The organism is Paenibacillus sp. JQZ6Y-1, assembly GCF_040719145.1.
Lineage (GTDB): Bacteria > Bacillota > Bacilli > Paenibacillales > Paenibacillaceae > Saccharibacillus > Saccharibacillus kandeliae.
The window spans coordinates 115,574-138,473 of sequence record NZ_JBFDUZ010000001.1 but is presented as its reverse complement, the minus strand read 5'-3'; the positions used below and the strand labels follow the sequence as shown (position 1 = coordinate 138,473).

At 49.6% G+C, this 22,900-nt stretch carries 14 protein-coding genes; 9 read left to right on the top strand and 5 right to left on the bottom strand.

Annotation, left to right across the window (positions count from 1 at the left end; genetic code table 11):
• Nucleotides 1-231: 231 nt before the first annotated feature.
• From ABXR35_RS00585 to ABXR35_RS00545, 9 genes are all read left to right on the top strand, one after another.
• Nucleotides 232-1,182: an ABC transporter permease gene (locus ABXR35_RS00585; RefSeq protein ID WP_367061022.1), complete on the top strand. Its 951-nt coding sequence runs from the start codon at nt 232-234 to the stop codon at nt 1,180-1,182.
• Nucleotides 1,183-1,228: 46 nt separating this feature from the next.
• Nucleotides 1,229-2,953, top strand: coding sequence for an extracellular solute-binding protein (locus ABXR35_RS00580; RefSeq protein WP_367054001.1), 1,725 nt, complete (start codon nt 1,229-1,231; stop codon nt 2,951-2,953).
• Between the two features lie 145 nt (nt 2,954-3,098).
• Nucleotides 3,099-4,004, top strand: a complete 906-nt coding sequence (locus ABXR35_RS00575) for a carbohydrate ABC transporter permease (RefSeq protein WP_367053998.1) — start codon at nt 3,099-3,101, stop codon at nt 4,002-4,004.
• 63 nt (nt 4,005-4,067) lie between these two features.
• Nucleotides 4,068-5,033, top strand: coding sequence for a carbohydrate kinase family protein (locus ABXR35_RS00570; protein WP_367053995.1), 966 nt, complete (start codon nt 4,068-4,070; stop codon nt 5,031-5,033).
• Nucleotides 5,034-5,408: 375 nt separating this feature from the next.
• Nucleotides 5,409-8,705: an alpha-mannosidase gene (locus ABXR35_RS00565; RefSeq protein ID WP_367053992.1), complete on the top strand. Its 3,297-nt coding sequence runs from the start codon at nt 5,409-5,411 to the stop codon at nt 8,703-8,705.
• Between the two features lie 2 nt (nt 8,706-8,707).
• Nucleotides 8,708-10,024 (top strand): glycoside hydrolase family 125 protein, encoded by a 1,317-nt coding sequence (locus ABXR35_RS00560; RefSeq protein ID WP_367053989.1) that lies wholly within the window; start codon nt 8,708-8,710, stop codon nt 10,022-10,024.
• Nucleotides 10,021-13,425, top strand: a complete 3,405-nt coding sequence (locus ABXR35_RS00555) for a glycoside hydrolase family 2 TIM barrel-domain containing protein (RefSeq protein WP_367053986.1) — start codon at nt 10,021-10,023, stop codon at nt 13,423-13,425. The genes ABXR35_RS00560 and ABXR35_RS00555 overlap by 4 nt, the downstream gene beginning before the upstream one ends.
• Before the next feature lie 236 nt (nt 13,426-13,661).
• On the top strand, nt 13,662-14,597 hold the full coding sequence (locus tag ABXR35_RS00550; protein WP_367053984.1) for an AraC family transcriptional regulator: 936 nt from the start codon (nt 13,662-13,664) through the stop codon (nt 14,595-14,597).
• Nucleotides 14,598-15,266: 669 nt separating this feature from the next.
• Nucleotides 15,267-16,094 (top strand): SDR family oxidoreductase, encoded by an 828-nt coding sequence (locus tag ABXR35_RS00545; protein ID WP_367061020.1) that lies wholly within the window; start codon nt 15,267-15,269, stop codon nt 16,092-16,094.
• A 110-nt stretch (nt 16,095-16,204) separates the two neighbouring features.
• Here ABXR35_RS00545 and ABXR35_RS00540 read toward each other — a convergent pair whose 3' ends face one another.
• The 5 genes from ABXR35_RS00540 to ABXR35_RS00520 all read right to left on the bottom strand — a co-directional run bounded on the left by ABXR35_RS00540 (nt 16,205) and on the right by ABXR35_RS00520 (nt 22,900).
• The gene (locus tag ABXR35_RS00540; RefSeq protein ID WP_367053981.1) at nt 16,205-17,500 is read right to left on the bottom strand and encodes an MFS transporter; all 1,296 of its coding nucleotides are present in this window, start codon (nt 17,498-17,500) and stop codon (nt 16,205-16,207) included.
• 465 nt (nt 17,501-17,965) lie between these two features.
• Nucleotides 17,966-18,955 (bottom strand): dipeptidase, encoded by a 990-nt coding sequence (locus ABXR35_RS00535; RefSeq protein ID WP_367053978.1) that lies wholly within the window; start codon nt 18,953-18,955, stop codon nt 17,966-17,968.
• A gap of 27 nt (nt 18,956-18,982) precedes the next feature.
• Nucleotides 18,983-20,614, bottom strand: a complete 1,632-nt coding sequence (locus ABXR35_RS00530; RefSeq protein WP_367053975.1) for a peptide ABC transporter substrate-binding protein — start codon at nt 20,612-20,614, stop codon at nt 18,983-18,985.
• Between the two features lie 31 nt (nt 20,615-20,645).
• On the bottom strand, nt 20,646-21,923 hold the full coding sequence (locus ABXR35_RS00525) for an ABC transporter ATP-binding protein (RefSeq protein WP_367053972.1): 1,278 nt from the start codon (nt 21,921-21,923) through the stop codon (nt 20,646-20,648).
• Nucleotides 21,923-22,900 carry an ABC transporter ATP-binding protein gene (locus ABXR35_RS00520; protein WP_367053969.1) on the bottom strand — a complete coding sequence of 326 codons (978 nt, stop codon included), beginning with the start codon at nt 22,898-22,900 and terminating at the stop codon, nt 21,923-21,925. The genes ABXR35_RS00525 and ABXR35_RS00520 overlap by 1 nt, the downstream gene beginning before the upstream one ends.

The window sequence follows — 22,900 nt, the reverse complement described above, 5'->3', positions numbered from 1 at the left end:
AAAGTCGTAGCATACGCTGAATGATCAAGCGATATAACACGAATCAAGCGCAGCGCAGGATACACCAATACCGCCGCATACTAAACGAATCGTCTCATATTCCTATACTGGCGATGCTCATTAGAGCAATACCTTTTTACATCATGTAACAACGTATTGATATACGATAAAAAGATACACGTATTCTGCACGTTTGAAAGGAGACATGTCATGCAAGCCGAATTGGATTCGATGTCGAAAAAAAAGACCAAGGCAAAAAAAGCCTCGTCGGCAGGTCTGTGGAAAATCATCGTCGCCAACCGCTATCTGTACATCATGCTGCTGCCGTGTCTAATCTTCTTCGCCATCTTCGCCTATCTGCCAATGGCGGGACTGGTGATGGCGTTTAAGGAATTCCGCTTTAACGGCGGCATGTTCGGTGGACCGTGGGTGGGACTGCGTTATTTCAAGCTCTTTTTCTCCTACCCAGATGCTGCACAGCTCATTCTGAACACGTTTATCGTCGGCTTTTTGAAAATCATCGTCTACTTCCCCTTCCCGATCCTGCTGGCGCTGATGCTGAATGAGCTACGCAACAAATGGTTCAAATCGCTGACACAGACGATCTCCTATCTGCCCTACTTCCTGTCTTGGGTTGTTGTAGCAGCATTCACGACCAAAGTGCTGGCACCGGATGATGGCATCTTCAATCAGATGATGGTAGCGCTTGGCGGGGATGGCAGTACCTTTTATATGATGGACGGTCATTATTTCTATCTGATCATGTTCGTCACCTATGTCTGGAAAAATATCGGCTGGGGCTCGATTATCTATCTCGCGTCCATGGCAAGCATTGATCCAACATTGTACGAAGCCGCCGAGATGGATGGCGCCAGCAAATGGCGCAAAATCTGGCATATTACTCTCCCTTCCATTCGCCCGACCATCGCTATTCTGTTTATCCTCGACATTGGCAGTCTGCTGACAACGGGTTATGAACAGAACTGGTTGCTGCGGACGGCAGGCAACTCCGATTTCTCCGATATTCTGGATACGTATGTACTGCGTGTCGGCATGATGCAGGGACAATACGGCTATGGTGCCGCTGTCGGGCTGCTGCAAGGTCTAGTCGGATTGATCCTCGTTATTGTGACCAACTCTCTGGTCAAGCGTTTCAGCAAAAACGAATCCAGCCTCTGGTAGGATTCACGACAGACCTGTATTTCAATAATTCATTGGGGTGATTTCATTGAAAAAAATTACGCGTCGCCTGTCTCTTACGCTGTCCCTGCTGCTGATTATGGTTGTTGTGCTGTCTGCCTGTTCTTCTGATACCGATGACGCTGCCAGCACGGTTGCCGCTGATGGACGCAAATCCGGTGAAGGCGGCTTTATCGCCAACCGCGATCTGACCGGACGCATCTTCCTCGAGGGTGACGGCGCCCAATTACCAGACGATCAGGTCAACAACCCAGTCGCTCAGAAAATCAAAGAAAAAACCGGCATGACGATCAACTGGCAATCCAGCGGTGCTGCCGACGGCTTGCAGGAGCTGACAGTAGCACTCGCTACTGGCGATCTGCCCGATGTGATCGAAGCGTATTTGGATCACGGCGGACGTCCCGAAATGCCAGTGCTGCTCAAGGCGGCACGCGAGGGCATGTTCACTGATTTAAGCCCTTATTTGAAAAACACCAAAGTACTGAAAAACTATCTCGATCCCGACTTCCTGCCGCGCGATACCCGTGAGAACATTATGTTCCGCCCAGACTTTGACGGCAAAGTGTACTTTATCCATATGAATATCCCGTCCAAAGATACAACCGATCAGGATCGACTGCATTATCGTGCCGGTCTGTGGATCAGAGCCGATATTGCCAAAGCGCTAAACGTTGATCCATCCTCGATCAAAACCGAGGACGATCTGTACAATCTGGCACTGAAGATCAAAGCAGGCAATTTCAAAGACAACAACGGCAAACCGATCACCGTAATCGGTCCACGTAAATGGGGCGGTCAAGTCACCAGCACCCTGTTCAAAAACTACGACTTCGGTAATGGTACTCAGTTCGACGTACTCGACGGCAAGGTCAAACACGTTGCCGAAACTGACTATGCACTGAAAAGTATCGCGTTTGTACAAAAGCTGCTGAAAGCTGGTCTACTCGATAAGGAAGCATTCAATATGGACGGTGTACGTGCAGAAGAAGCATACAATAACGGCTCCTACGCCATCTCCTCCTACATGAATATCGCACCTGACGCACTGACCATGTTCGAGAAAACGAAGTATCTGCCAATGGACCAAATGTACAACTACAAAGGCGAAGATGAAATCTACGAAAAAGGCAAATACGGCAACCAAGTGTGGGCAATCCCATCCACAACCAAAAATCCAGAGCAAATCGTACAATTCGCTGACTACCTTGCTAGCAAAGAAGGCAAAGCGCTGTGGAATTACGGTATTGAAGGCGACGATTATACGATCAATGACAAAGGGCAATATATCTATACCGACAAAGTAAAATCGATCCTCGATAATAGCCCGCAGGATGAGCGCAATACGATTCCTTACTTCTGGGGCAGTCTGCTCGGCAAAACCGATGTGAACAACAACAAGGACTTCGGCGAGCTGATCCGAGGCGCTAACTCCCAGCCGGATCGTTACAAACTGTATTTTGAGCTGATGAATTATGGAAATCCGAAGTACAAATATTGGGATGGCTATACCGCTGCCTCGTATCTGTCGGAAGTACCGGATATTGAAGCATCGCTGAAGCCGGTCTTGGATTCATACAAAGATGTGCTAGTGCAAGCATTCTTCGCCAGCGATATGACACAAGCGCAGAAGATTCTTGATGATTATCGCGCCCAGCTCAAAGCTGCCGGTGTTGAGCAGTTTGAACAGTATTTGCAGCAAAAATACGATCAGGACCCTTCCTCTGTCGTGTTCTATATTGACGCATTCTTCTAATATACGCATTGCATCATACGGTTATACGCCGTCGCGTCATACAGTCTGATGAATGGAATGTATGGATTTGAGATTTGCCTTGGACATGTAATCAGCGGGGGATGACTACGATCCCCCATCCTTATTTGAAGCGGAGGTTATGACAATGGATCAACAGGCTCAAGCTGTCGGCAAAACGCCGCTTAACGAGCGCATCGCCAACATCGTCAACTATATGCTGCTTGCCCTGCTGTCGCTGATCATTTTGCTGCCGCTGGTTAACATTCTGGCGCTGTCACTCAATGACGGCAAAGACGCTTCCCTTGGCGGCATCGCCTTTTGGCCACGCGTCTTCTCCATTTCCAACTATATCGAAGTATTCAAAAACCCAGCGGTTGTGCAGGGATTGGAAGTTACGCTATTCCGTACGATTGTCGGTACAGCGCTGAGTGTATTGTTAACCGCAATGGCGGCATTTGCACTCAAAAATCGCAATCTGCCGGGTGTGGGCGCAGCTAGTATATTTATCGTATTCACGATGCTGTTCAATGGCGGGATCATTCCTTTTTTCATGGTGCTGAAAATGTTCCACCTGAACAATACCATCTGGGTATACATCGTGCCGACACTGTACAGCGCATGGAACCTGATTCTAGTACGTACCTTCTTCCGCTCGATTGATCCAAGTATGGAGGAATCCGCCAAGATCGACGGGGCAAATGATTTTCAGGTCTTGTTCCGCATTTATTTTCCACTCAGTATGCCGGTGTTGTCGGTCATCTGTCTGTTCAATGGCGTGATGCACTGGAACGACTGGTTCTATGGCGCGTTCTATGTAACCGATGAGAAGCTACGTCCGCTGCAAACGGTACTTCAGCAAATGCTGACCGCTGCCGAAGCGCTTCGCAAAAACCTTTCTATGAACGCCATGATGAGCGCCAGCAGCACCGTCACCAGCGAATCGCTAAAAATGGCGATGGTTATTATCTCTATTGTGCCAATTGCGAGTGTGTATCCGTTTATCCAGAAATATTTTGTACAGGGCATTATGGTCGGTTCGGTCAAAGGCTAATCCGCCATCATTATGCAACCTATCATGTCAGGTCATGCTTGTAACGAAAATGGGGGATGTTCATTGAATAACAAACAATATGATGTCGTCTCCATCGGTGATGCCAATATCGATCTGATTGTCGCCGGAAGTGACCAGTTGCCCTTACCGGGGCAGGAAGTATTCGTTAGCAATATGCTGGTGCACATCGGCGGTGGCGCAGCGCTGTTCTCGATGGCACTTGCCAAGCTGGGACTGAAAGTAGCTTTTAACGGGGTACTAGGCAGCGACTATTACGGTCAATTTATTTTGGACGAATTCAGTGAATTGAATATCGATACGACGTATATTCGTCAGAGTCAGCATAACAATACCGGTATCTCCATCGCGATCAATCCAGAGCATGACCGTTCCTTTATTACCTATATGGGCTCCAATGCCGAGGTACGGATGGAGGATTTGAACGAAAACAGTATGCGGTACGGTCGCCATGTGCATATGACCGGTTATCAGGGCAGCCGCAATCATGACGCCTATATGACAATGATCCGCAAAATCAAAAGCTTTGGTACAACTATCTCCTTCGATGTCGGCTGGGATGACAGTGGCGAATGGTACAGCGGTATCTTGGAAGTGATGCGCGAGGTGGATGTCTTTTTCCTGAACGAGCTGGAAGCCCTGCACTACTCCCATCGGCAAGATATTCATCAGGCGATTCAGCTGATGAGCAGTCATGCTTCTCATTTGGTAGTAAAAATGGGTTCGCGCGGTGCTGTCTCCGTGAATAATGGCGTTCGCACGTATCGCTCGGCTTACTCGGTCAATGCCGTCGATACGACTGGTGCGGGCGACAGCTTTAACGCTGGTTATATGTATGGCGTATTGACTGGTAAAACCGCTGGCGAATGTCTGCAATATGGCAATGCGTGTGGTGCACTGTCAGTATCGGCATATGGCGGCAATACCGGTATTCCCGATCATGAGGGCGTACAGGAATTTATCCGACAACACGCCGGACAGATTGTGGACGACTGGGAAGTCATTGCGTAATCAACCACAAGCAACGAGTTACATTCGCCGTAGAACAGTAACGAATCCATAGTAGAACATGGATCAATCTATAGTAGATCATAACAAACCGATGAGTAACGAATGAACATGGGATAACCGGAAGCTGTAACAGGGAACTGAATGTTGCTGGGCGAGATTGGCAACCGGCGACACCATCCCAATCCGGTTATCCTATTTTTTGGCGAATATAACCTTGGGAAATCGACCTTACCATTTGTGATCACTTGTGCAAAATATCGACGTTCTATACACACATCATCTTTGTAAGCATGAATACGCATGCTACGACGCAAATAGATCACTTACGGATCATACACATCACCCTATACGCTCTGACGATGAAGGAGGAACTTCATGTTTTTTACTGAGGATAAATTACGCAAGCGTCTGGAGCAGCTGGAACCGCTCCGTTATCGAGATACATTTGTTATCCCATCCTACACTGCAATCGAAGATCGAGAAGGCATCAATGGAGCCTATCCTCCATCCACCGAATCTACACCGGATTCTGCTGCTTATTCCTTGCACAAAGGCGAATCATGGACAGGCAGAGATCGCTATCTATGGCTCTCCGCTACTATCGCTATTCCAGCGGATTGGCAGGATCGTACGGTTGTTGGGCTGTTTGATTTTGGGACGACGGAGGGCGGCAACAATGGCGGGTTTGAAAGTCTTGCGTATCTGAATGGCAAGCCGTTTCAGGGTGTGGATAGCAATCACATGGAGCTGATTTTGCCGGTTGGTTATACTGGCGAAGCACAATTTGATTTTCGATTATGGTCAGGTTTGGAAGGCGGCGGTCCACCGCGCGAGCTAACGCATACCATCCGCGATTCGCGCATCGGCTGGCTGGATCACTACGCCGATCGGCTGTATTATACGTCGCTGGCAATGCTACAGACGATTGCCATTTTGCCGGAATCTGCGTATGAACGCTCCGCGCTGCTCAAGCTGCTGAATGGCATCTACCGTGGACTCGACTGGTCGGTGGCAGGCTCGGCAGACTTTTATGCTTCGGTGGAAGCGGCGGATAGTTTGCTAAATGAACATCTGGACGCATTGAAAAAGGAACATCCGGTACTCGTTACTGCTGTCGGTCATACGCATATCGATGTAGCATGGCTATGGCGACTCAAGCATACGCGTGAAAAGGCTGCGCGCTCCTTCTCCACTGTGCTGCGGCTGATGGAGCATGACCCGGAATATATTTTCCTGCAAACACAGCCCCAGCTGTACGACTATATCAAGCAGGATTATCCTGAATTGTATGAGCGCATCAAGGAACGCATTGCCGAAGGACGCTGGGAAGCAGGCGGTGGAATGTGGGTCGAAGCCGATTGCAATCTGACATCCGGCGAATCGCTGGTACGCCAATTCCTGCTGGGAACGCGCTTTTTCAAAGAAGAATTCGGTGTAGAAAGTCGGTATTTGTGGTTGCCGGATGTGTTTGGCTATAGCTGGGCATTGCCGCAAATTTTGCGTAAATCCGGGTTTGATACATTTATGACGACCAAAATCAGCTGGAATCAGGTGAACCGGATGCCGCGCGATACATTCCGCTGGCGCGGGATCGACGGCTCGGAAGTGCTGACCCATTTTATTACGACACCGGATGACTGGGAAGGCGGCAACTCCTTTTATTACACGTATAACGGACTGGTGGAAGCCCAGACGGTACAGGGCGTATGGAACAGTTATCAGGATAAGGAAGCCAACCAGAATCTGCTGATCTCCTACGGATACGGCGACGGTGGTGGTGGCGTTACCCGCGAAATGCTGGAGCTGCGCCGCCAGCTGAATCGCATTCCCGGCGTTCCTGCTGTACAAAGTGGACGTGCAGACGATTATTTTAACAAGCTACAACAGACCTTCCACGATACGGACAGCTACGTGCATACATGGGATGGCGAGCTGTATTTGGAATATCATCGCGGCACGTATACTAGCCAAGCGTACAACAAAAAGCTAAATCGCAAGCTGGAGCTGCTGTATCGGGAAGCCGAATGGCTGCAAACGCTGAATATTGCGCAAGGCGCAGACTGGTCCTCCTACCCGGCAAAAGATCTGCAAGACGGCTGGAAGATCATCCTGCGCAACCAGTTCCACGACATCATCCCCGGCTCGTCGATTGCCGAGGTGTACGAGGATAGTACGATAGAATATGCTGAAGCTGAGCAGATTGGGCGGCAAGTATGGCGTGAAGCGGCGGGAGCAGAGCTTCCAACGGCTCCTCTCTCCCCTTCTCTGCCAACTCAATCTGTCACTGAATCTGGTTCTGGGCAAGTGCTGGTTTTGAACAGTTCGTCATGGACATTGGAACCGCTGGTGCATATTCCGTATGCACAATGTGCAGAGGGAGAGTATGTATGGAGCGATAGCGCAGGGCAACCCCTTGTAGCGCAACCGACGACAGACGGCTGGCTGGTACAAGCACCGACTGTGCCATCGCTCGGAACCCATATCATTCATGTTGCTGCACAGTCTGCAACGCCGATTACCGATGCTCCGTTTGTCTATGAACAGGGCGTGTTGCGTACCCCACATTATGAACTGAAATGGAATGCGCAGGGACAGCTAATCGCTATTACCGATCTGGACTATGACCGCGAAGTACTCGCTCCGGGCGAACGTGGCAATGTGCTGCAATTGTTTGAGGATAAGCCGATGAATTTTGACGCGTGGGATATCGATATCTTTTATCAGGAAAAGATGCAGGAGATTGTTGATTTGCAGCAGGTGCAGTTGATTGAAAATGGCTCCCTGCGCGCGGTGGTGAAATTTGTCTGGCATTACAACGATACCATCATCACGCAGCAATTGATCGTCTATCGCAGTAGCCGCCGCATTGACTTTGTGACTGATGTTGATTGGAAAGAGCGGCAGAAACTGCTGAAGGTAGCTTTCCCTGTACAGATTCGCTCCACGGAAGCGACGTATGATATTCAATTTGGCAATGTGAAGCGTCCGACGCACTGGAATACGAGCTGGGATTGGGCTCGCTTTGAAAGTGTGGGACATCAGTGGGCGGATTTGTCGGAGCGCAATTATGGCGTCAGTCTGCTAAATGATTGCAAATACGGCTATGACATCAAGGATCATGTGATCCGGCTGTCGCTGCTCAAGTCCGCTATCTATCCTGATCCGATGGCAGATTATGGACAGCATCAGTTTACGTACTCACTCTATCCGCATGGTGGTGATTGGCTAGACGGCGGCACGGTACAAGCAGCATGGCAGCTCAACCAGCCAGCAATGGCTATTCCGGTTGCGGGTGCTTCTGCCAATGCAGCTATTTCTGCTGATGCTGTTTCTCTAGCTGCCCCTACATTGTCGCATCAAGCGCAAACCGCTATCCCATCCCATACAGCGGGCAGTGATTCGTCGTCCTTTTCCATGTTCTCATTCTCGGCTGCACATGTTATGGTGGACGCAGTTAAAAAAGCCGAGGATTCCAACCAAATTGTGCTACGTATCCATGAATATGCTGGTATCCGTTCGCCGCTGACGATCGCAAGCGATCTGGATATTGCCTCATGGCAGGAGTGCAATCTGATGGAGCAACCGGCAGGTGATCCGCAGCAGGGCGAACTGAGCATAATCATTGCGCCGTACGAGCTGCGCACCTTCTTGATCTCACTGCGGGAGGGATAACGATGAGCATGTTGAACACCCCACTCCGGCTTACCTCGGAGATGGAACAGTATGTAGAGAGCATCGAGCAACGGCTAGAGCATCTGCCTGCTATTCGTACGATGTTCCGGCAATGTTATGCCAGCACGTATGAGACGACGATTCGGGTGATGGACGATGACAGTTCCTTTGTAATTACAGGTGATATTCCGGCAATGTGGCTGCGCGATTCGGCGGCTCAGGTACGACACTATTTGCCGCTTGCGTCTTCCGACCCGCAAGTAGCGGCGCGTATCGCCGGACTCATTCGCAGACAATTATTCTGTATTGGACTTGATCCGTATGCCAATGCGTTTAATCATGAGCCGAATGATGCGCGATATGACGAAGACCTTACCACCTTGTCGCCGTGGATCTGGGAACGCAAGTATGAGATTGATTCGCTCTGTTATCCGATTCAGCTTGCGTATCTATTCTGGCAGCAGACTGGCAATAGTGAGCTATTCGATACTGTATTTTACAATGGGATGAATCGGATTATTGATCTGTGGGTCTGCGAGCAGCAGCATGATGAACGTTCGCCCTATCGCTTTATTCGTGAGAATTGTCCCCCATCCGATACATTACGCAATCATGGACGCGGTATGCCAACTTCGTATACCGGCATGACTTGGTCTGGCTTCCGTCCAAGTGATGATGCGTGTGTATTCGGCTATTTGATTCCGTCGAATATGTTTGCCGTAGTGGTACTGGGCTATATGGCAACCATCGCTCGTGACATTTACAATGATGAGCGTCTGGCAGTGCGGGCAGAAACGCTGCGTGAAGAAATCGAATTCGGCATTGAGCATTATGGTACGGTGCTGCATCCGGTATACGGCAAAATCTATGCGTATGAAACCGACGGTCGCGGCAATCATCATCTGATGGATGATGCCAATGTGCCGAGTCTGCTGTCGATCCCGTATTTAGGCTATCGTCCGGCAGATGATCCCGTATATCAAAATACGCGCCGTTTTATTCTTAGCAGCGATAACCCGTATTATTTTGCTGGTACGGCTGCTCGCGGCATCGGCAGCCCGCATACGCCAAAGGATTATATCTGGCATATTGCACTGTCTATGCAAGGGCTGACTTCGGTAGACCGCAAAGAGCAGCTACAATTGCTGGAATGGTTATCCTCTACTCATGCCGGAACCGGATTGATGCACGAGGGCTTTCACAAAGATGATCCGGCGCAATTTACCCGTCCATGGTTCGCATGGTCAAACAGTCTATTTGCCGAATTTGTTATCCATTATGTGCAATCATCCACTAGGGAGGAATCGTATCGCCTATGAATACCGTCATCCCATCCATTCCCAACTACCATCAGCAGCTGGATGTGCTTCAGGTAAACCGTGAACCGGCTCGTTCGTACTATATTCCGTACGCGCAACGTTCCACTGCTGTTCACTCGCAGCGAGAGCGGTCGCCTTTTTACCAGTCGCTGAACGGCAGCTGGCAATTCCGTTATTATGATTCGGTGCGCGAGGTAGAACCTGCATTTTGGCAAACGGCACAGACGGATAAGCAGAAGCACCAGCATCATGCAGGAGTTGATACAGAATCCACCACCTCCGCAACGCATCATGCAGCATATACCGCGCAGAATCAAACATCTGGATTATGGGACGAGTTGATCGTCCCTTCCTGCTGGCAGCGGCATGGATATGACCAGCAGCATTATACCAATCTGAATTATCCGTTTCCGTGCGATCCGCCGCACATTCCGACCCGTAATCCGGCAGGCGCGTATGTGCGTCAATTTGAACTATCGGCGGCGTGGCAGGAGCGGGAAAGTTATCTGGTATTTGAAGGTGTCTTGTCGTGTGTATATGTATGGATCAACGGGCAGTTTGTCGGTTACAGCCAAGGCAGCCGAGTACCAGCCGAGTTTTATATCCGTCCGTATGTACAGCAGGGCATCAATACCATCGCAGTGCTAGTGCTGAAATGGTGTGATGGCTCGTACTTGGAAGATCAGGATATGTGGCGGTACAACGGTATATTCCGCGATGTGTATCTACTGAGCCGTGCGCCGCAGCATATGCGCGATGTGTTCGTGCGTCAATCACTGGAAAAAGAAACGGATAGTGCTGGTAAGCATTCGTACACCGCTGCCAGTCTGGATGTCGAACTGGATATGAGCAAGCGCTTATCAGATGCGCATTCGATTCATCCCCAACCGCAAGCAATAACTGTACAAGCACAATTGATAGATCCATCCGGCAATCATGTTGTTGCTACAGGAATGGTGGACATGCAATCGGATCATAGCAAAGGTTCCTTGTCACTACGCTGGGATCAGCCAGTGTTATGGAATGCAGAACAGCCGCAGCTCTATCATCTGTATGTGGAAGCAGGCGGCGAAGTGTTGTATTTTGCCATCGGGCTTCGTGAGATAGCGATTACGACAGATGGTGTGTTCACAATCAATGGACAGCCGATCAAGCTAAAAGGTGTAAACCGCCATGATACCCATCCAGTGCTCGGTCATACGGTACCGTTGCAGCATATGGTGGATGATTTGCTGCTCATGAAGCGGCATAATATCAATACGGTGCGGACTGCACATTATCCTAATGATCCACGCTTTCTGGAATTGTGCGACCGCTTGGGCTTTTATGTGATCGACGAGGCGGATTTGGAATGTCATGGGATTGGGATTCCTGAGGATTTTGGTCCGGGTGCCTTTCATCAGTTGTCTGCCAATGTGGGTTGGCAGGATGCGTTTGTGGATCGTGCCGTGCGACTAGTCGAGCGCGATAAAAACTTCGCTTCTGTCATCCTCTGGTCGATGGGTAACGAATCCGGTTACGATATGAACCATATTGCGATGGCTCGCTGGACCCGTGAACGCGACCCTTCCCGTCCGGTTCATTACGAAGGCGCAGCTCCAGTTTATAAAGGGCATGAGGATGTATCCGTGCTGGATGTGGAAAGTCGTATGTATTCTTCGCCTGCCGATATTATCGCTTATGCCAGCGATGACCAGCACAATAAGCCGCTATTTCTGTGCGAATACAGCCATGCGATGGGCAACGGTCCGGGTGATTTGAAGCAGTATTGGGATGCGATCTATGCGCACCCACGTCTAATGGGCGGCTGTGTATGGGAATGGGCAGATCACGGGATTGAACAGCGCGATGAGCAGGGACAGCTGTATTATGCGTATGGCGGCGATTTTGGAGATCAGCCGAATGATGGTGCTTTTTGCATCGACGGTCTCGTTTCGCCGGATCGTAAGCCACATCCGGGTTTGCTAGAGCTGAAGCAGATTATCGCGCCGATATGGATCGAGCAGTTGGGCATACAAGGCGAGCAAAAGCCAACAAATGAAGATGAACACCTCCATGCACAGCCTCAGGAAAACGAACCTTCCGATGCACTGCTGCTCCGTATTCACAATCGATATGATTTTATCTCGTTGGAGCATCTGACGATGCACTGGATCGTTGAACAGAATGGTGTGCTGTTGGCGCAAGGTGAATGGGCATTGCCGGATATAGCACCGCAGCAATCCACCGTACTAGAATGGCGATTACCGGAAGGTCTTACTGCTTTACTCGCCGCTGGTCGCAATCGCTATGTAACGTTTAGCATCCGTCAACGTCAACAGACACGCTGGGCGGAATATGGATATGAGATCGCTTTTTTCCAATTTTCGTTGGATAGATGGATCACAGCAGCAACATCCTCTACATCAACAGATGCAATAACAGCTGCTAACCTCACAACTACATCAGCAGCTCACGAATGGCAACCTGCTACCCTTGTGCCTTCTATATACGACAAGCTGGAAAGTACTGCGACATTGCCGTCTATTACTGCTCTTTCCGTGCAGGAATCCGGCGGTATATTGAAGATTAGCGGAGACGAATTCAGCTGTCGCTACGATCTAGTGGAAGGCGCGCTGCTGTCCATTTGCCGTAGCGGTATAGAATTGCTGGCTGCCCCGTCCAGCTTTGCAGTGTGGCGTGCGCCGATCAGCAATGATATGAACATAGAGCAAACGTGGCGTGACAGCGGTATGGATCGACTGCATACCAAGATCTATCATAGTCACTGGCAGCGCATGAGCGACCAGACTATACAGATTCAGACCTCCTTCTCGCTTGGTGCAATCAGCCAATATCCGCTACTACACGGCGATGTCGTCTGGCATATTCATAGCAATGGCTTGTTCCAGATGAAGGTCGATGTGCAGGTACTGCCGACGGCTCCGTATTTGCCGCGCTTTGGATTACTGCTGGCATTGACATCAGGTATGGATCAGGTAACTTATTTCGGTCAGGGTCCACATGAGAGTTATGTAGATAAGCATCACAGCACACGCTTCGGACGGTATACACGTACGGTGGACGAACTGTTTTACAATTACGTCGTTCCGCAGGAAAATGGCTCCCGTGACCGTACCGACTGGCTGCACATTACCAATCCGCTCGGTGTTGGTTTGCAGGTTAGCGGCACACAGCCTTTTTCATTCAACGCCTCGCATTATACGCCTGCCGATCTGACGACGGCAACGCATGCGCATCAGCTGCACCCGCGCCTACAAACGTATCTGCATCTGGATTATAAGATGAGCGGTGTTGGCTCCAACTCCTGCGGTCCCGAGCTGGCAGAAGCCTTCCGCTTACAGGAAAAATCATTTGCATATGCGCTGGATATTCATGTGATCTCGCTGGAAAATCGGTAATCGAAAAATGGATCAGGGCTGCCCCACTCTCTTCATTCGGGGTAGCCCTTTTTTGTTCATTCATAAACTTTTATATGAATCAAATGAAAACCCTTTCATTTTTGTTCATATCCATGTATGCTGAAATTAGTCCAATCAGCAAATTACCCATATCCCGTTTCATTTCGCCGTTCGTCGTTCTCTGTCCGGTTGGAGGCAATACGCAGCAAGCATAAATGTGAGATTGGAGGTTATCTATGTCCACTTCCTTTATATCGCCGGAATGGGGTCTTAGCGTCTCGGAAACTGTATGCCCAGACGTGCAGACATCGGTTAATCTGCTCGGTATCAATCTGCGTGAGGTGAGTCGGGATTGGGAATGTCCGAGTCATGCCCATCATCAGTACGAGATTAACTACGTCTTGCAGGGTACCCAGCAATTGAAGATTGGGGAATACAGTTATGTACAGCAAGCCGGTGATCTGGTGATTTTGCCACCGGGTATTCCGCATATGAGCCGTAGCATCAGCGATCGTTCGCTGGTGTATGTCTGCATTCATTTTGAGATGAATGACCGAGTCTTCCTATCGTTACTGGAACGTACGAATCAACTGATTTTGCGTAAAAACAGTATGGCAGCACGTCAGATCGAACCGTGCATTATGAAGCTGGTTCAGGCTGCCGAGCTGGAAGGGCAGCATATGATCACGCGTCGTATCCGTTTGCAGGCAGCTTCCTTCGAGCTGTTCGGCGTGTTATGGGAGATTCTGCTGGATGAAGCCGCGCAAGCATCGCCATCCACCTATGCGCATATGGAATTGGCGCATCAGATTGCCGCACGATTACAAGGTATTGTGAACCGTAATATTACACAGGTCACTCAGCGACCGGAATCGCATTATGGTATTGATGATATTGCTGCCGAGCTGGGCATCAGCCCATCGCATTGCAACCGCATTTTCCATCAGGTATTCGCCATCTCGCCGCGCAGCTACCTGTCCAATCTCGTCTTGCACAAGTCCAAGCTGCTGCTTGCCGATCCGCATATGTCGATTCAGGACATTGCGACCACGCTCGGCTATCGCGATATTGCGCATTTCAGCCGCCAGTTCAAACGCTGGTCCGGCATCTCACCAAGCCATTACCGCAAAAATCATCTGCATATGAATCAGCCACTCGAAGCCGATGTCTGACATAGCCGAACCGCCGGATTGCCACGCTGCCGTATGCGTACATGAGGGGAAATTTAACCGTGTTCCATACGGCAACCTATTCCCGTGGCTGCCGCTTGTATACTTAATGCTTATACGTTTTGTCCATCGCCCGATATCGTTGACAGCCAGATGAAGCAGACTGCTGATGCTGGTGCACATGGTATCGGGTTGTTTGTGTGCGGTTCGCTTGCCTGTAATCGGGCTAAAGATATTGTAATCCTGCCGACCGGGTTGTATTTACCCATATGCGGTCACAGAAAGGAATGATCCATAATGAATAAGCAGCAACCATCGACCACTACGACTGAAAACAACCAATACCAGCATGAGACACAGAACCATTCGCCAGCATTCGAATCCCATACAGGTGGCACATCTACTCACAATGCAGCTGGTGATCATACGCCGCGACAGCATACGGACGCAGAACATTCGCAGAACCAAGTGATGGATCAGCAGACGCCACGGTTCGCTACAAGCGCTGACACGATCTCCGCTTCCGATATTCCGATCGCTCCACCTGCTGAACCGACTACCGGAAATACATTGGTAGACAAAACGCTGCGCGAAGTGATTCGCCATGTGGAGGAACAAGAGCAGGAGCCGCCAACCGAAACGGAATCCAAACCATTGCCGTTGCATGATTCTATGCGTGGCAAAGTCGTCGTCATTACTGGTGGCGCGGGCGTGTTATGTCGCGCCATGGCGCTAGAGCTGGGAAGACAGGGCTGTCGCATCGCTATTCTGAATCGCACGGTGGAAAAAGGGCAGCAGGTTGCCGACGAGATCACTGCCGCAGGCGGCGAAGCCATTGCCGTACAGTGCGATGTGACCAACGAGGACAGCGTCATCGTAGCTGAAACAGCAGTCATCGCACAGCTTGGTCTGTGCGATATTCTAATCAATGGAGCAGGCGGCAATCATTCAGATGCGAATACGACCGAAGAAACGTTCCATGAGCAGGATTTAAACGATGACGGTAAGCAAACGTTTTACGATATTAAAATCGACGGATTCCGTCAGGTGATGGATCTGAATATGGTCGGTACGCTGATTCCAACGCAGGTCTTCACTCGCAACATGACGGGACGCACTGGGGTGAGTGTAATTAATATTTCGTCTATGAGCGCGTATAGCCCAATGACCAAGGTTCCTGCCTATTCCGCTGCCAAAGCAGGAATCAATAATTTTACGCAGTGGTTAGCAGTGCATTTTGCCCATACAGGGATTCGAGTGAACGCCATTGCACCTGGATTCTTCCTCACACAGCAAAACCAGCGTCTGCTGAAAAATGAAGACGGCTCGCTGACCGAGCGTTCGGAGAAGATTATCGCGCATACACCGATGCGCCGATTTGGTGTACCAGATGATCTACTAGGCACACTGCTGTGGTTGGCAGATGCGGATACGTCAGGCTTTATCACAGGGATAACGGTGCCAGTGGATGGTGGATTTATGGCGTATTCGGGTGTTTGATTGGATGATGCTGGTTTACATGCAGACAGAAGAAGCAGCGATCTGAAATCGCTGCTTCTTCTTTGTTTATATCTTAACGTTCCAGTCAAAAAGGATTATGCCTTGTTCACTTACGCCTTATTCGCTGCTACCGATTGCTCGTTTACATACGGCTCTTGATCACCCGCCAGCTCCTCGCGGAAATAAGAGCGATACACATATCCGATGACCACAGCTACAGTAGTCATCAGCGCAGCGATCAGATACATATTCTTCATTCCAAAATGGTCGGCAATCCAGCTTAGTCCCAGCATCGCTACGGCAAATGCCAGATTGCTCAATACACTCCATGCCGACATCACGCTTGGCGTTTCTTCCGGTGTCAGATTTTGCTGGATCAGCGTGCGACGGATCACACCTGCCACCTGCACTGGCAAGCCGGAGATCATGAGCAGGAACATCGCCAGAAACGGCTGTGTATTAAAGGCAAATGCGACTGCGATCACTACATAGATCATCAGATGCAGCAGCATATGCAGATACGCGTTCTTTTGAATCTTTTTGACGCGTGAGACGATCAGCAGTCCACCTGCAATCGATCCGATGAAAAAGGCGGTATTCATAAAGCCCCACCAGCGTTCATCCTGATGCAGCACTTGTACGACAAAGGCAAGAATAAACGCACCCAGCCATGCTGCACCACCGAGCGTATCGATATTATCGACAATCGCCAGCAGACGAATACGACGGTTAGTAGCGATAATTTTCCAGCCCTCAGACAATTGCTGTCCATACGACGGTTTGGTCTTTGATGACGCATCATCCTCTACCGAATCTTGGGCATGGATCAGACCTGCCTGTGCATACGGATCACGGATAAAGGCGGTAAAGAACATCGCCAGAAAATAACTCGCTGACGCAATCCACATCGTTGGCACGGCACCGACAACAGCGACGATGATACCGCTGAGTGCCCAGCCAGAGCATTTTACAATCTGGTCGCTGACCGAGATCCATCCATTAGCTCGTAGCAAGCCTTCTCCTTCCGCAAGTCGTGGCACCAGCGCATTGCGCGCCGGATCGGTCCATCCATCCAGAAATGACATACCGAATACAACCGCAAACACGATGCCATACGATGGCACAGGCGTCAGCCACAGGTAGAAAATTAGCGCTGTAAACAGCACAAACTGCCCAAGCTGCGAACCCATCAAAATCGACGTTAAGCGATACCGCGACATAACCAGTGGTGCAACCAATCCGCTGACGATTTTGGATAGCATGCGGAATAGCGGAATAAAAATCGTGGTCAACAATGAGCCAGTTTGAACAAAGACGAGCGTAACGAGACTGAGCAAGTACACAATATCCGCAATGTTGGATACGGTCTGTGTGCCCCATAACATGTAAAACGATTTTCTGATCAAAATGTCCATCCCTTCCTGCCATGTAGAATAAGTCGTGCTTGTATCATTTCAAACGGTTATCCGTAATGGATGACAAATGGTGATGTATGCTCTGGCTAACTAAGGTATGTATATGATATTTAAAATATTGTAAATGTATCCATAAATTATGTTTTAAACAGTATATGATTTTCTTTTCTGAATTGTCAATTTTAAGTATCGCACGATCCGAAAGTCTTGTATACCACTTGCACACAAAAATGACAATCATTTGTTCATTTATTCTAAATCTCATTGTAACGGTTACATATATAGCTGGCTATATAAAAATAACGTAATTGCGTTTATTTATAGCGTTTATAAGATTTATATTAGGTATATGAGAAAAAAGCATCTGCCTGTTTTGACAGATGCTTCTTACATACGAAATTGCTACTATATAACGATCAGGAACATATCAACATAATAATCAAGCATACATTCAGCTTATAATGTCTCGCGAATCAGTCGCTCTACATTGCCGAACATAATTTTATCGATGTCGGATGAATGGAACCCATGCTGCTGTAATCGCTCAGCGAGCAGCGGAACCTGAGAAGCATCATCGATCTCTAGATTTCGCGGTACGCCGTCAAAGTCGGAGCCAAGCGCCACACTATCCACCCCGCCTACATGCACCATATGTTGAATATGCCGTATCATCTGCCGGATGGTACTATGATCGTTGGAAATCTGTTGATTCAGAAAATTACCGCCAAAATTCAACCCTGCTACTCCACCCTTGTTGCCTAGGGCGCGAATCATCTCGTCCGTGAGATTGCGCGGATGGGGTGACAGCTCGCGGCTATTGGAATGGGAAGCGGCAAATGGTTTGCTGCTGTGCTTCACCACATCCCAGAAGCCACCGTCTGACAGATGCGATACATCAACGATGATGCCCAGCTCGTTCATGCGCTGTACCGTTTCCATACCGAACGACTTTAAGCCCAGCTGCATGAGCTGCTGATCTGACGATTGCGGATAACCGATGCTATTCTCGTAATTCCAAGTCAGCGTGATTAGTCGTACGCCCTGATCATACCACTGATCCAGTGTAGCCAGATTGCCATTCAACAGTCGTCCGTCTTCGATTGTCAGAAAAGCGGATAATATACCCGCCGCTCGGTTGGCAGCATACTGCTCATAATTGCCAGCAAACCGCGCGGCATTCCCTTGCGCTACTCCGTGTCCATCCATAAATTCCTGTCGAAATGCAGTATACAGGCGTTCATAATATACAGCATCGTCCAACGGCTCCATCTGTAAATGAGCATAAAAGCCCTCTGGCACCATAAAGATAGCGAAAAATTGTGCATATGCTCCGCCGCGTGCCAGCTTATCCAGATCAACCTGTCGGTCATTATGCCGCAAATCACCCATATGATCCGGTCTCGCAAACAGCATCAGCGTATCGCAATGTAGATCAATATATCCCATATTTATCCTCCACGACTTCCTCAATCCTTAATTACTGATCGTTGCTGTTCTCCATAGTGCTGAACCTTCTGGACTGAATTTTACCGTAACGCGTGAGTTGAGCAGATATGAACGTCCATCCTGATAGATCGGGAAAATGGCGGCATCGTCGAGCAATACTTTTTCCGCTTGGATATACGCATCCAGACGTTTCTCCGGCGAAGCGATCCATTGCTGAGATGCACCATTTACCAGCTTGTCGTATGCTGGATTCACCCAATGACCGAAATTATAGCCAGAACGCTCTGTGAATAGATCGAAGTATGTGGATGGATCGTCATAGTCGGCGCCCCAACGGGTGATAATAATCTGGAAGTCGCCTTTGCCAGCGAGAGCAACGCGATTTTTCTTCGGCTGGGCTTTCAGATTGATGGTCACGCCCGGCAGTGTATTTTGAATTTCGGATTGATAGAATTGAGCGATTTGTTTGGTGGTATCGTCATCGTCGTACAGCAGTTCAAAGGTAAAGCTGTCCTGCTTCAGCTCCGCTTTGGCTTTATTGAAATACTCCACTGCTTTGGCTTTATCGGATTCTAGATAGGTCGTTTGCGCGGCGTCACGGAATGTTTTGCCTTCTACGCCAGAAGCCAGCGTGTTCACGATCAAGAAATCCGCTGGGACAGAGCCGTCTTTTAGAATGTTATCGACGATTGCATGTTTGTCATACGCAAGTGCCAATGCCAGACGCAGATTCACATTGTTCAGTTCTTTTACCTTCAGATTTGGCTGGAAATAATAGAGCATACGGGCAAGCTGGGTGTGATAATCTTTGGAATCTTTATAGGCTGCGCCCTCCTCGCCGTTAATCTCCACATAATCCAGCTGCTGTGATTGATATGCCAGAATACCAGATTGCGAATCTTTGACTGTTTTGTAAGTAAGTGTATTCAGTTTGATATGGTTCTGATCCCAATACTGCGTGTTTTTGGATAGTACAACCGAGTCGCCGCCCACGGTCCAATCGGAGATGACAAATGGTCCGTTCGCGAGCACATTGTCTTTGGATAATCCGTATTGATCGCCTTGCGCGGTAGCGAATGTCTCATTAATCGGTGCAAAGTATGTACCCGCAATCAGAGAGTCAAAGTACGGCACAACCCGATCCAGCTGCACGACAAATGTTTTGTCATCCGTTGCCTTAACGCCCAGTGTATCCAGCGCGGCACCGTTGTAGAGTACGTTCTCAGCGTTTTTCACACCAGCGACAAGCAGCATATACGAGTATTCCGCCTTGGTTGCTGGATTCGCCAATCGTTTCCACGCATATTCAAAATCATGTGCCGTTACTGGTGTGCCATCTGACCACTTCTCGTCACGAATGGTAAAGGTGTATGTTTTCTTGTCATCGCTAATCTTCACATCGCTTGCCGCCGCCAGCTCTACGCCTGTTTCACTTTGACGGTATAATCCTTCCACCAGCTTGTTAATAATATTTAAGTCCTCTGCCGATGTAGCCAGATTGGAATCCAATGTCGAGACATCCGCCGTATTGGCGACGATCAGATCCTGACTGTCAGGGGACGAAGCCGCATCTGAGCTTTCGGAGCCTTTGCCGCAGGCGCTCAGCAGCCCAGCTAATAGCGCTAATGTTAACAGCAATACCATTGTTTTTTTACTCATATTCAGTCTCCTGTCTTCATAGGTATAGGGATTAGACTTGTCCTTGCGTGGGTGTATCATCTGCCCGCGTCTGCATCTGTCGTAGCCGCTGCGTCAAGATCGGGTTCACATCCAGCTCTGGTGCCTCCTCATGCAGCAACCATGAACGAACGGTATGGGTATCATTGATCCGGTATTCCGGCGGTTCCTGCTCAAAATCAATATTCAGCGCATATTCATTACGCGGCGCGAATGCATCGCCCACAATCGGGTGTACCAGATCAGGCGGGATACCCGGAATTGAATACAAGCGTTGAGATTCCATCCCTGCATCCGGTACACAGGATAATAGCGCACGCGTGTACGGATGAACCGGATCGTAGAATATATCGTCGGCGGTTCCCTTTTCCACCAATTGCCCAGCATACATAACCGCCACCTCATCCGCGACCCGCGCCACCACGCCAAAGTCATGCGTAATGTAAATGACAGACAGATTCTTCTCCTGCTGAATCCGTGCAATCAGCTCCAATATGCGCGCCTGGATCGTCACATCCAGCGCCGTTGTTGGCTCATCGCAGATTAGGATCTGTGGATTGCAGGCAAGGGCAATCGCGATCACCACCCGCTGCCGCATCCCACCGGACAGCTGGTGCGGATACTGTCGGTAGGTATGTGCCGCCTGCCGAATCCCTACCTCCTCCAGCAATTGAATGCCCCGTTCACGACTTTCCTTACGGCTCAGCCGTTGATGCTTGCGAATCGCCTCCATAATCTGACGCCCAATACTCATCGTCGGATTGAGCGTACTCATCGGATCTTGAAAGATCATGGCAATCTTCTGACCACAAATGTTGGAAATGAGTTGTTTCTTGCTGAGCGTAAGTAGATCGATTGGTTGACTCCCTCCATTATGAATATCCTGAAAATAAATATGTCCGCTGTCGATCTGCTGCTGTCGTCCACCCAGCCCCATAATCGTCCGCGCTGTCGCTGATTTGCCACTGCCGGATTCGCCAACAATCGCTAGCGTCTTGCCACGCTTCAATGCAAAGCTCACTCCACGCACCGCCCGCAGCAATCCGCGTGCCGTCCGAAAGCTGACCGCCAGATTGGACACGGATAATACAATTTGCGAATGGGACGATACGATTGGCGAATCATCTGATACGGTTGATGGTTGAGATGATTCAGTCGGCGATTGCGCTGGCAATGGTGACGATACTGACTGTCCCATAGATGGTATGCGATGATTGACAGATGCTTGATCCTTATGTATCGTCGGCTCGCTCACTTGCGCACCTCCTCTTGTTTGCCCCTTTCCTGACATCAGCCATTCACCTCCTGCTGCCACTTCGCCAGCTGCTCCGGTGTAGCCAGCACCACATGCTTTCCGCCTAGAGAATGCTCTACCGCATCGACATAATCCAGCTCGCTTGCCCGGTAGTGAAAGCTGTGTCGATTCTTTTCCACCCGAGGATCAGGTACGGGAATCGCAGATAGTAGCGAGCGCGTATACGGATGCACTGCTCGCCGGAAAATATCGTCCGCCGTACCCGTCTCCACCAGATACCCATGATGCAGTACACCGATCCGGTCGGAAATATGCTTCACCATCGCCAGATCATGCGCAATAAACAGATATGCCGTATTCAACTCCTGCTGCAATTGCTTGAGCAGGTTGACGATCTGTGCCTGAATCGACACATCCAGCGCACTAATCGCTTCATCAGCAATGAGCAGCTTCGGATTCATAATCAGCGCTCGCGCAATGCCAATCCGCTGCCGCTGTCCACCGGAAAATTGATGCGGATACCGCTCCGCATGACTGCGCGCCAGCCCAACTTTATCCATCACCTCGTATACGCGCTCTCGCCGTTCCGCTGCCGAACGGTAGATACGATGAATATCCAGACCTTGACCGATGATGTCGAGCACCCTTTTTTTCGGATTCAGACTTGCCATTGGGTCTTGGAAAATCATCTGCATCCGACTGGCAATATACCGTTTGCGTTCGCGTGTCAGTTTGCCACTGATTTCATTGCCGTCCAAGATGATTTTGCCCTCATCAGGATCGTATATGCGGATCAGACAACGTCCAATCGTTGATTTGCCGCTACCAGATTCGCCGACTAGCCCATACGTTTCGCCCTGATGAATATGCAGATCGATACCGCTGACCGCTTGTACCTTTTGCCCATTGGAGCGAAACGACTGCTTTAATCCACTGACCGATAGCAAAGGAGCATCGTCGGTATCGATATGTAACGGCTGGATACAATCGGTTGGTTGCTTTGCCACTGTCAT

What these genes read in the sequence shown, in the direction of transcription:
- ABXR35_RS00545 (WP_367061020.1), top strand. Translation starts at nt 15,267, where the DNA reads ATGCGTGGCAAAGTCGTCGTCATTACTGGTGGCGCGGGCGTGTTATGT.
- ABXR35_RS00535 (WP_367053978.1), bottom strand. Translation starts at nt 18,955, where the DNA reads ATGGGATATATTGATCTACATTGCGATACGCTGATGCTGTTTGCGAGA.
- ABXR35_RS00525 (WP_367053972.1), bottom strand. Translation starts at nt 21,923, where the DNA reads ATGTCAGGAAAGGGGCAAACAAGAGGAGGTGCGCAAGTGAGCGAGCCG.
- ABXR35_RS00530 (WP_367053975.1), bottom strand. Translation starts at nt 20,614, where the DNA reads ATGAGTAAAAAAACAATGGTATTGCTGTTAACATTAGCGCTATTAGCT.
- ABXR35_RS00565 (WP_367053992.1), top strand. Translation starts at nt 5,409, where the DNA reads ATGTTTTTTACTGAGGATAAATTACGCAAGCGTCTGGAGCAGCTGGAA.
- ABXR35_RS00550 (WP_367053984.1), top strand. Translation starts at nt 13,662, where the DNA reads ATGTCCACTTCCTTTATATCGCCGGAATGGGGTCTTAGCGTCTCGGAA.
- ABXR35_RS00555 (WP_367053986.1), top strand. Translation starts at nt 10,021, where the DNA reads ATGAATACCGTCATCCCATCCATTCCCAACTACCATCAGCAGCTGGAT.
- ABXR35_RS00520 (WP_367053969.1), bottom strand. Translation starts at nt 22,900, where the DNA reads ATGACAGTGGCAAAGCAACCAACCGATTGTATCCAGCCGTTACATATC.
- ABXR35_RS00575 (WP_367053998.1), top strand. Translation starts at nt 3,099, where the DNA reads ATGGATCAACAGGCTCAAGCTGTCGGCAAAACGCCGCTTAACGAGCGC.
- ABXR35_RS00585 (WP_367061022.1), top strand. Translation starts at nt 232, where the DNA reads ATGTCGAAAAAAAAGACCAAGGCAAAAAAAGCCTCGTCGGCAGGTCTG.
- ABXR35_RS00560 (WP_367053989.1), top strand. Translation starts at nt 8,708, where the DNA reads ATGAGCATGTTGAACACCCCACTCCGGCTTACCTCGGAGATGGAACAG.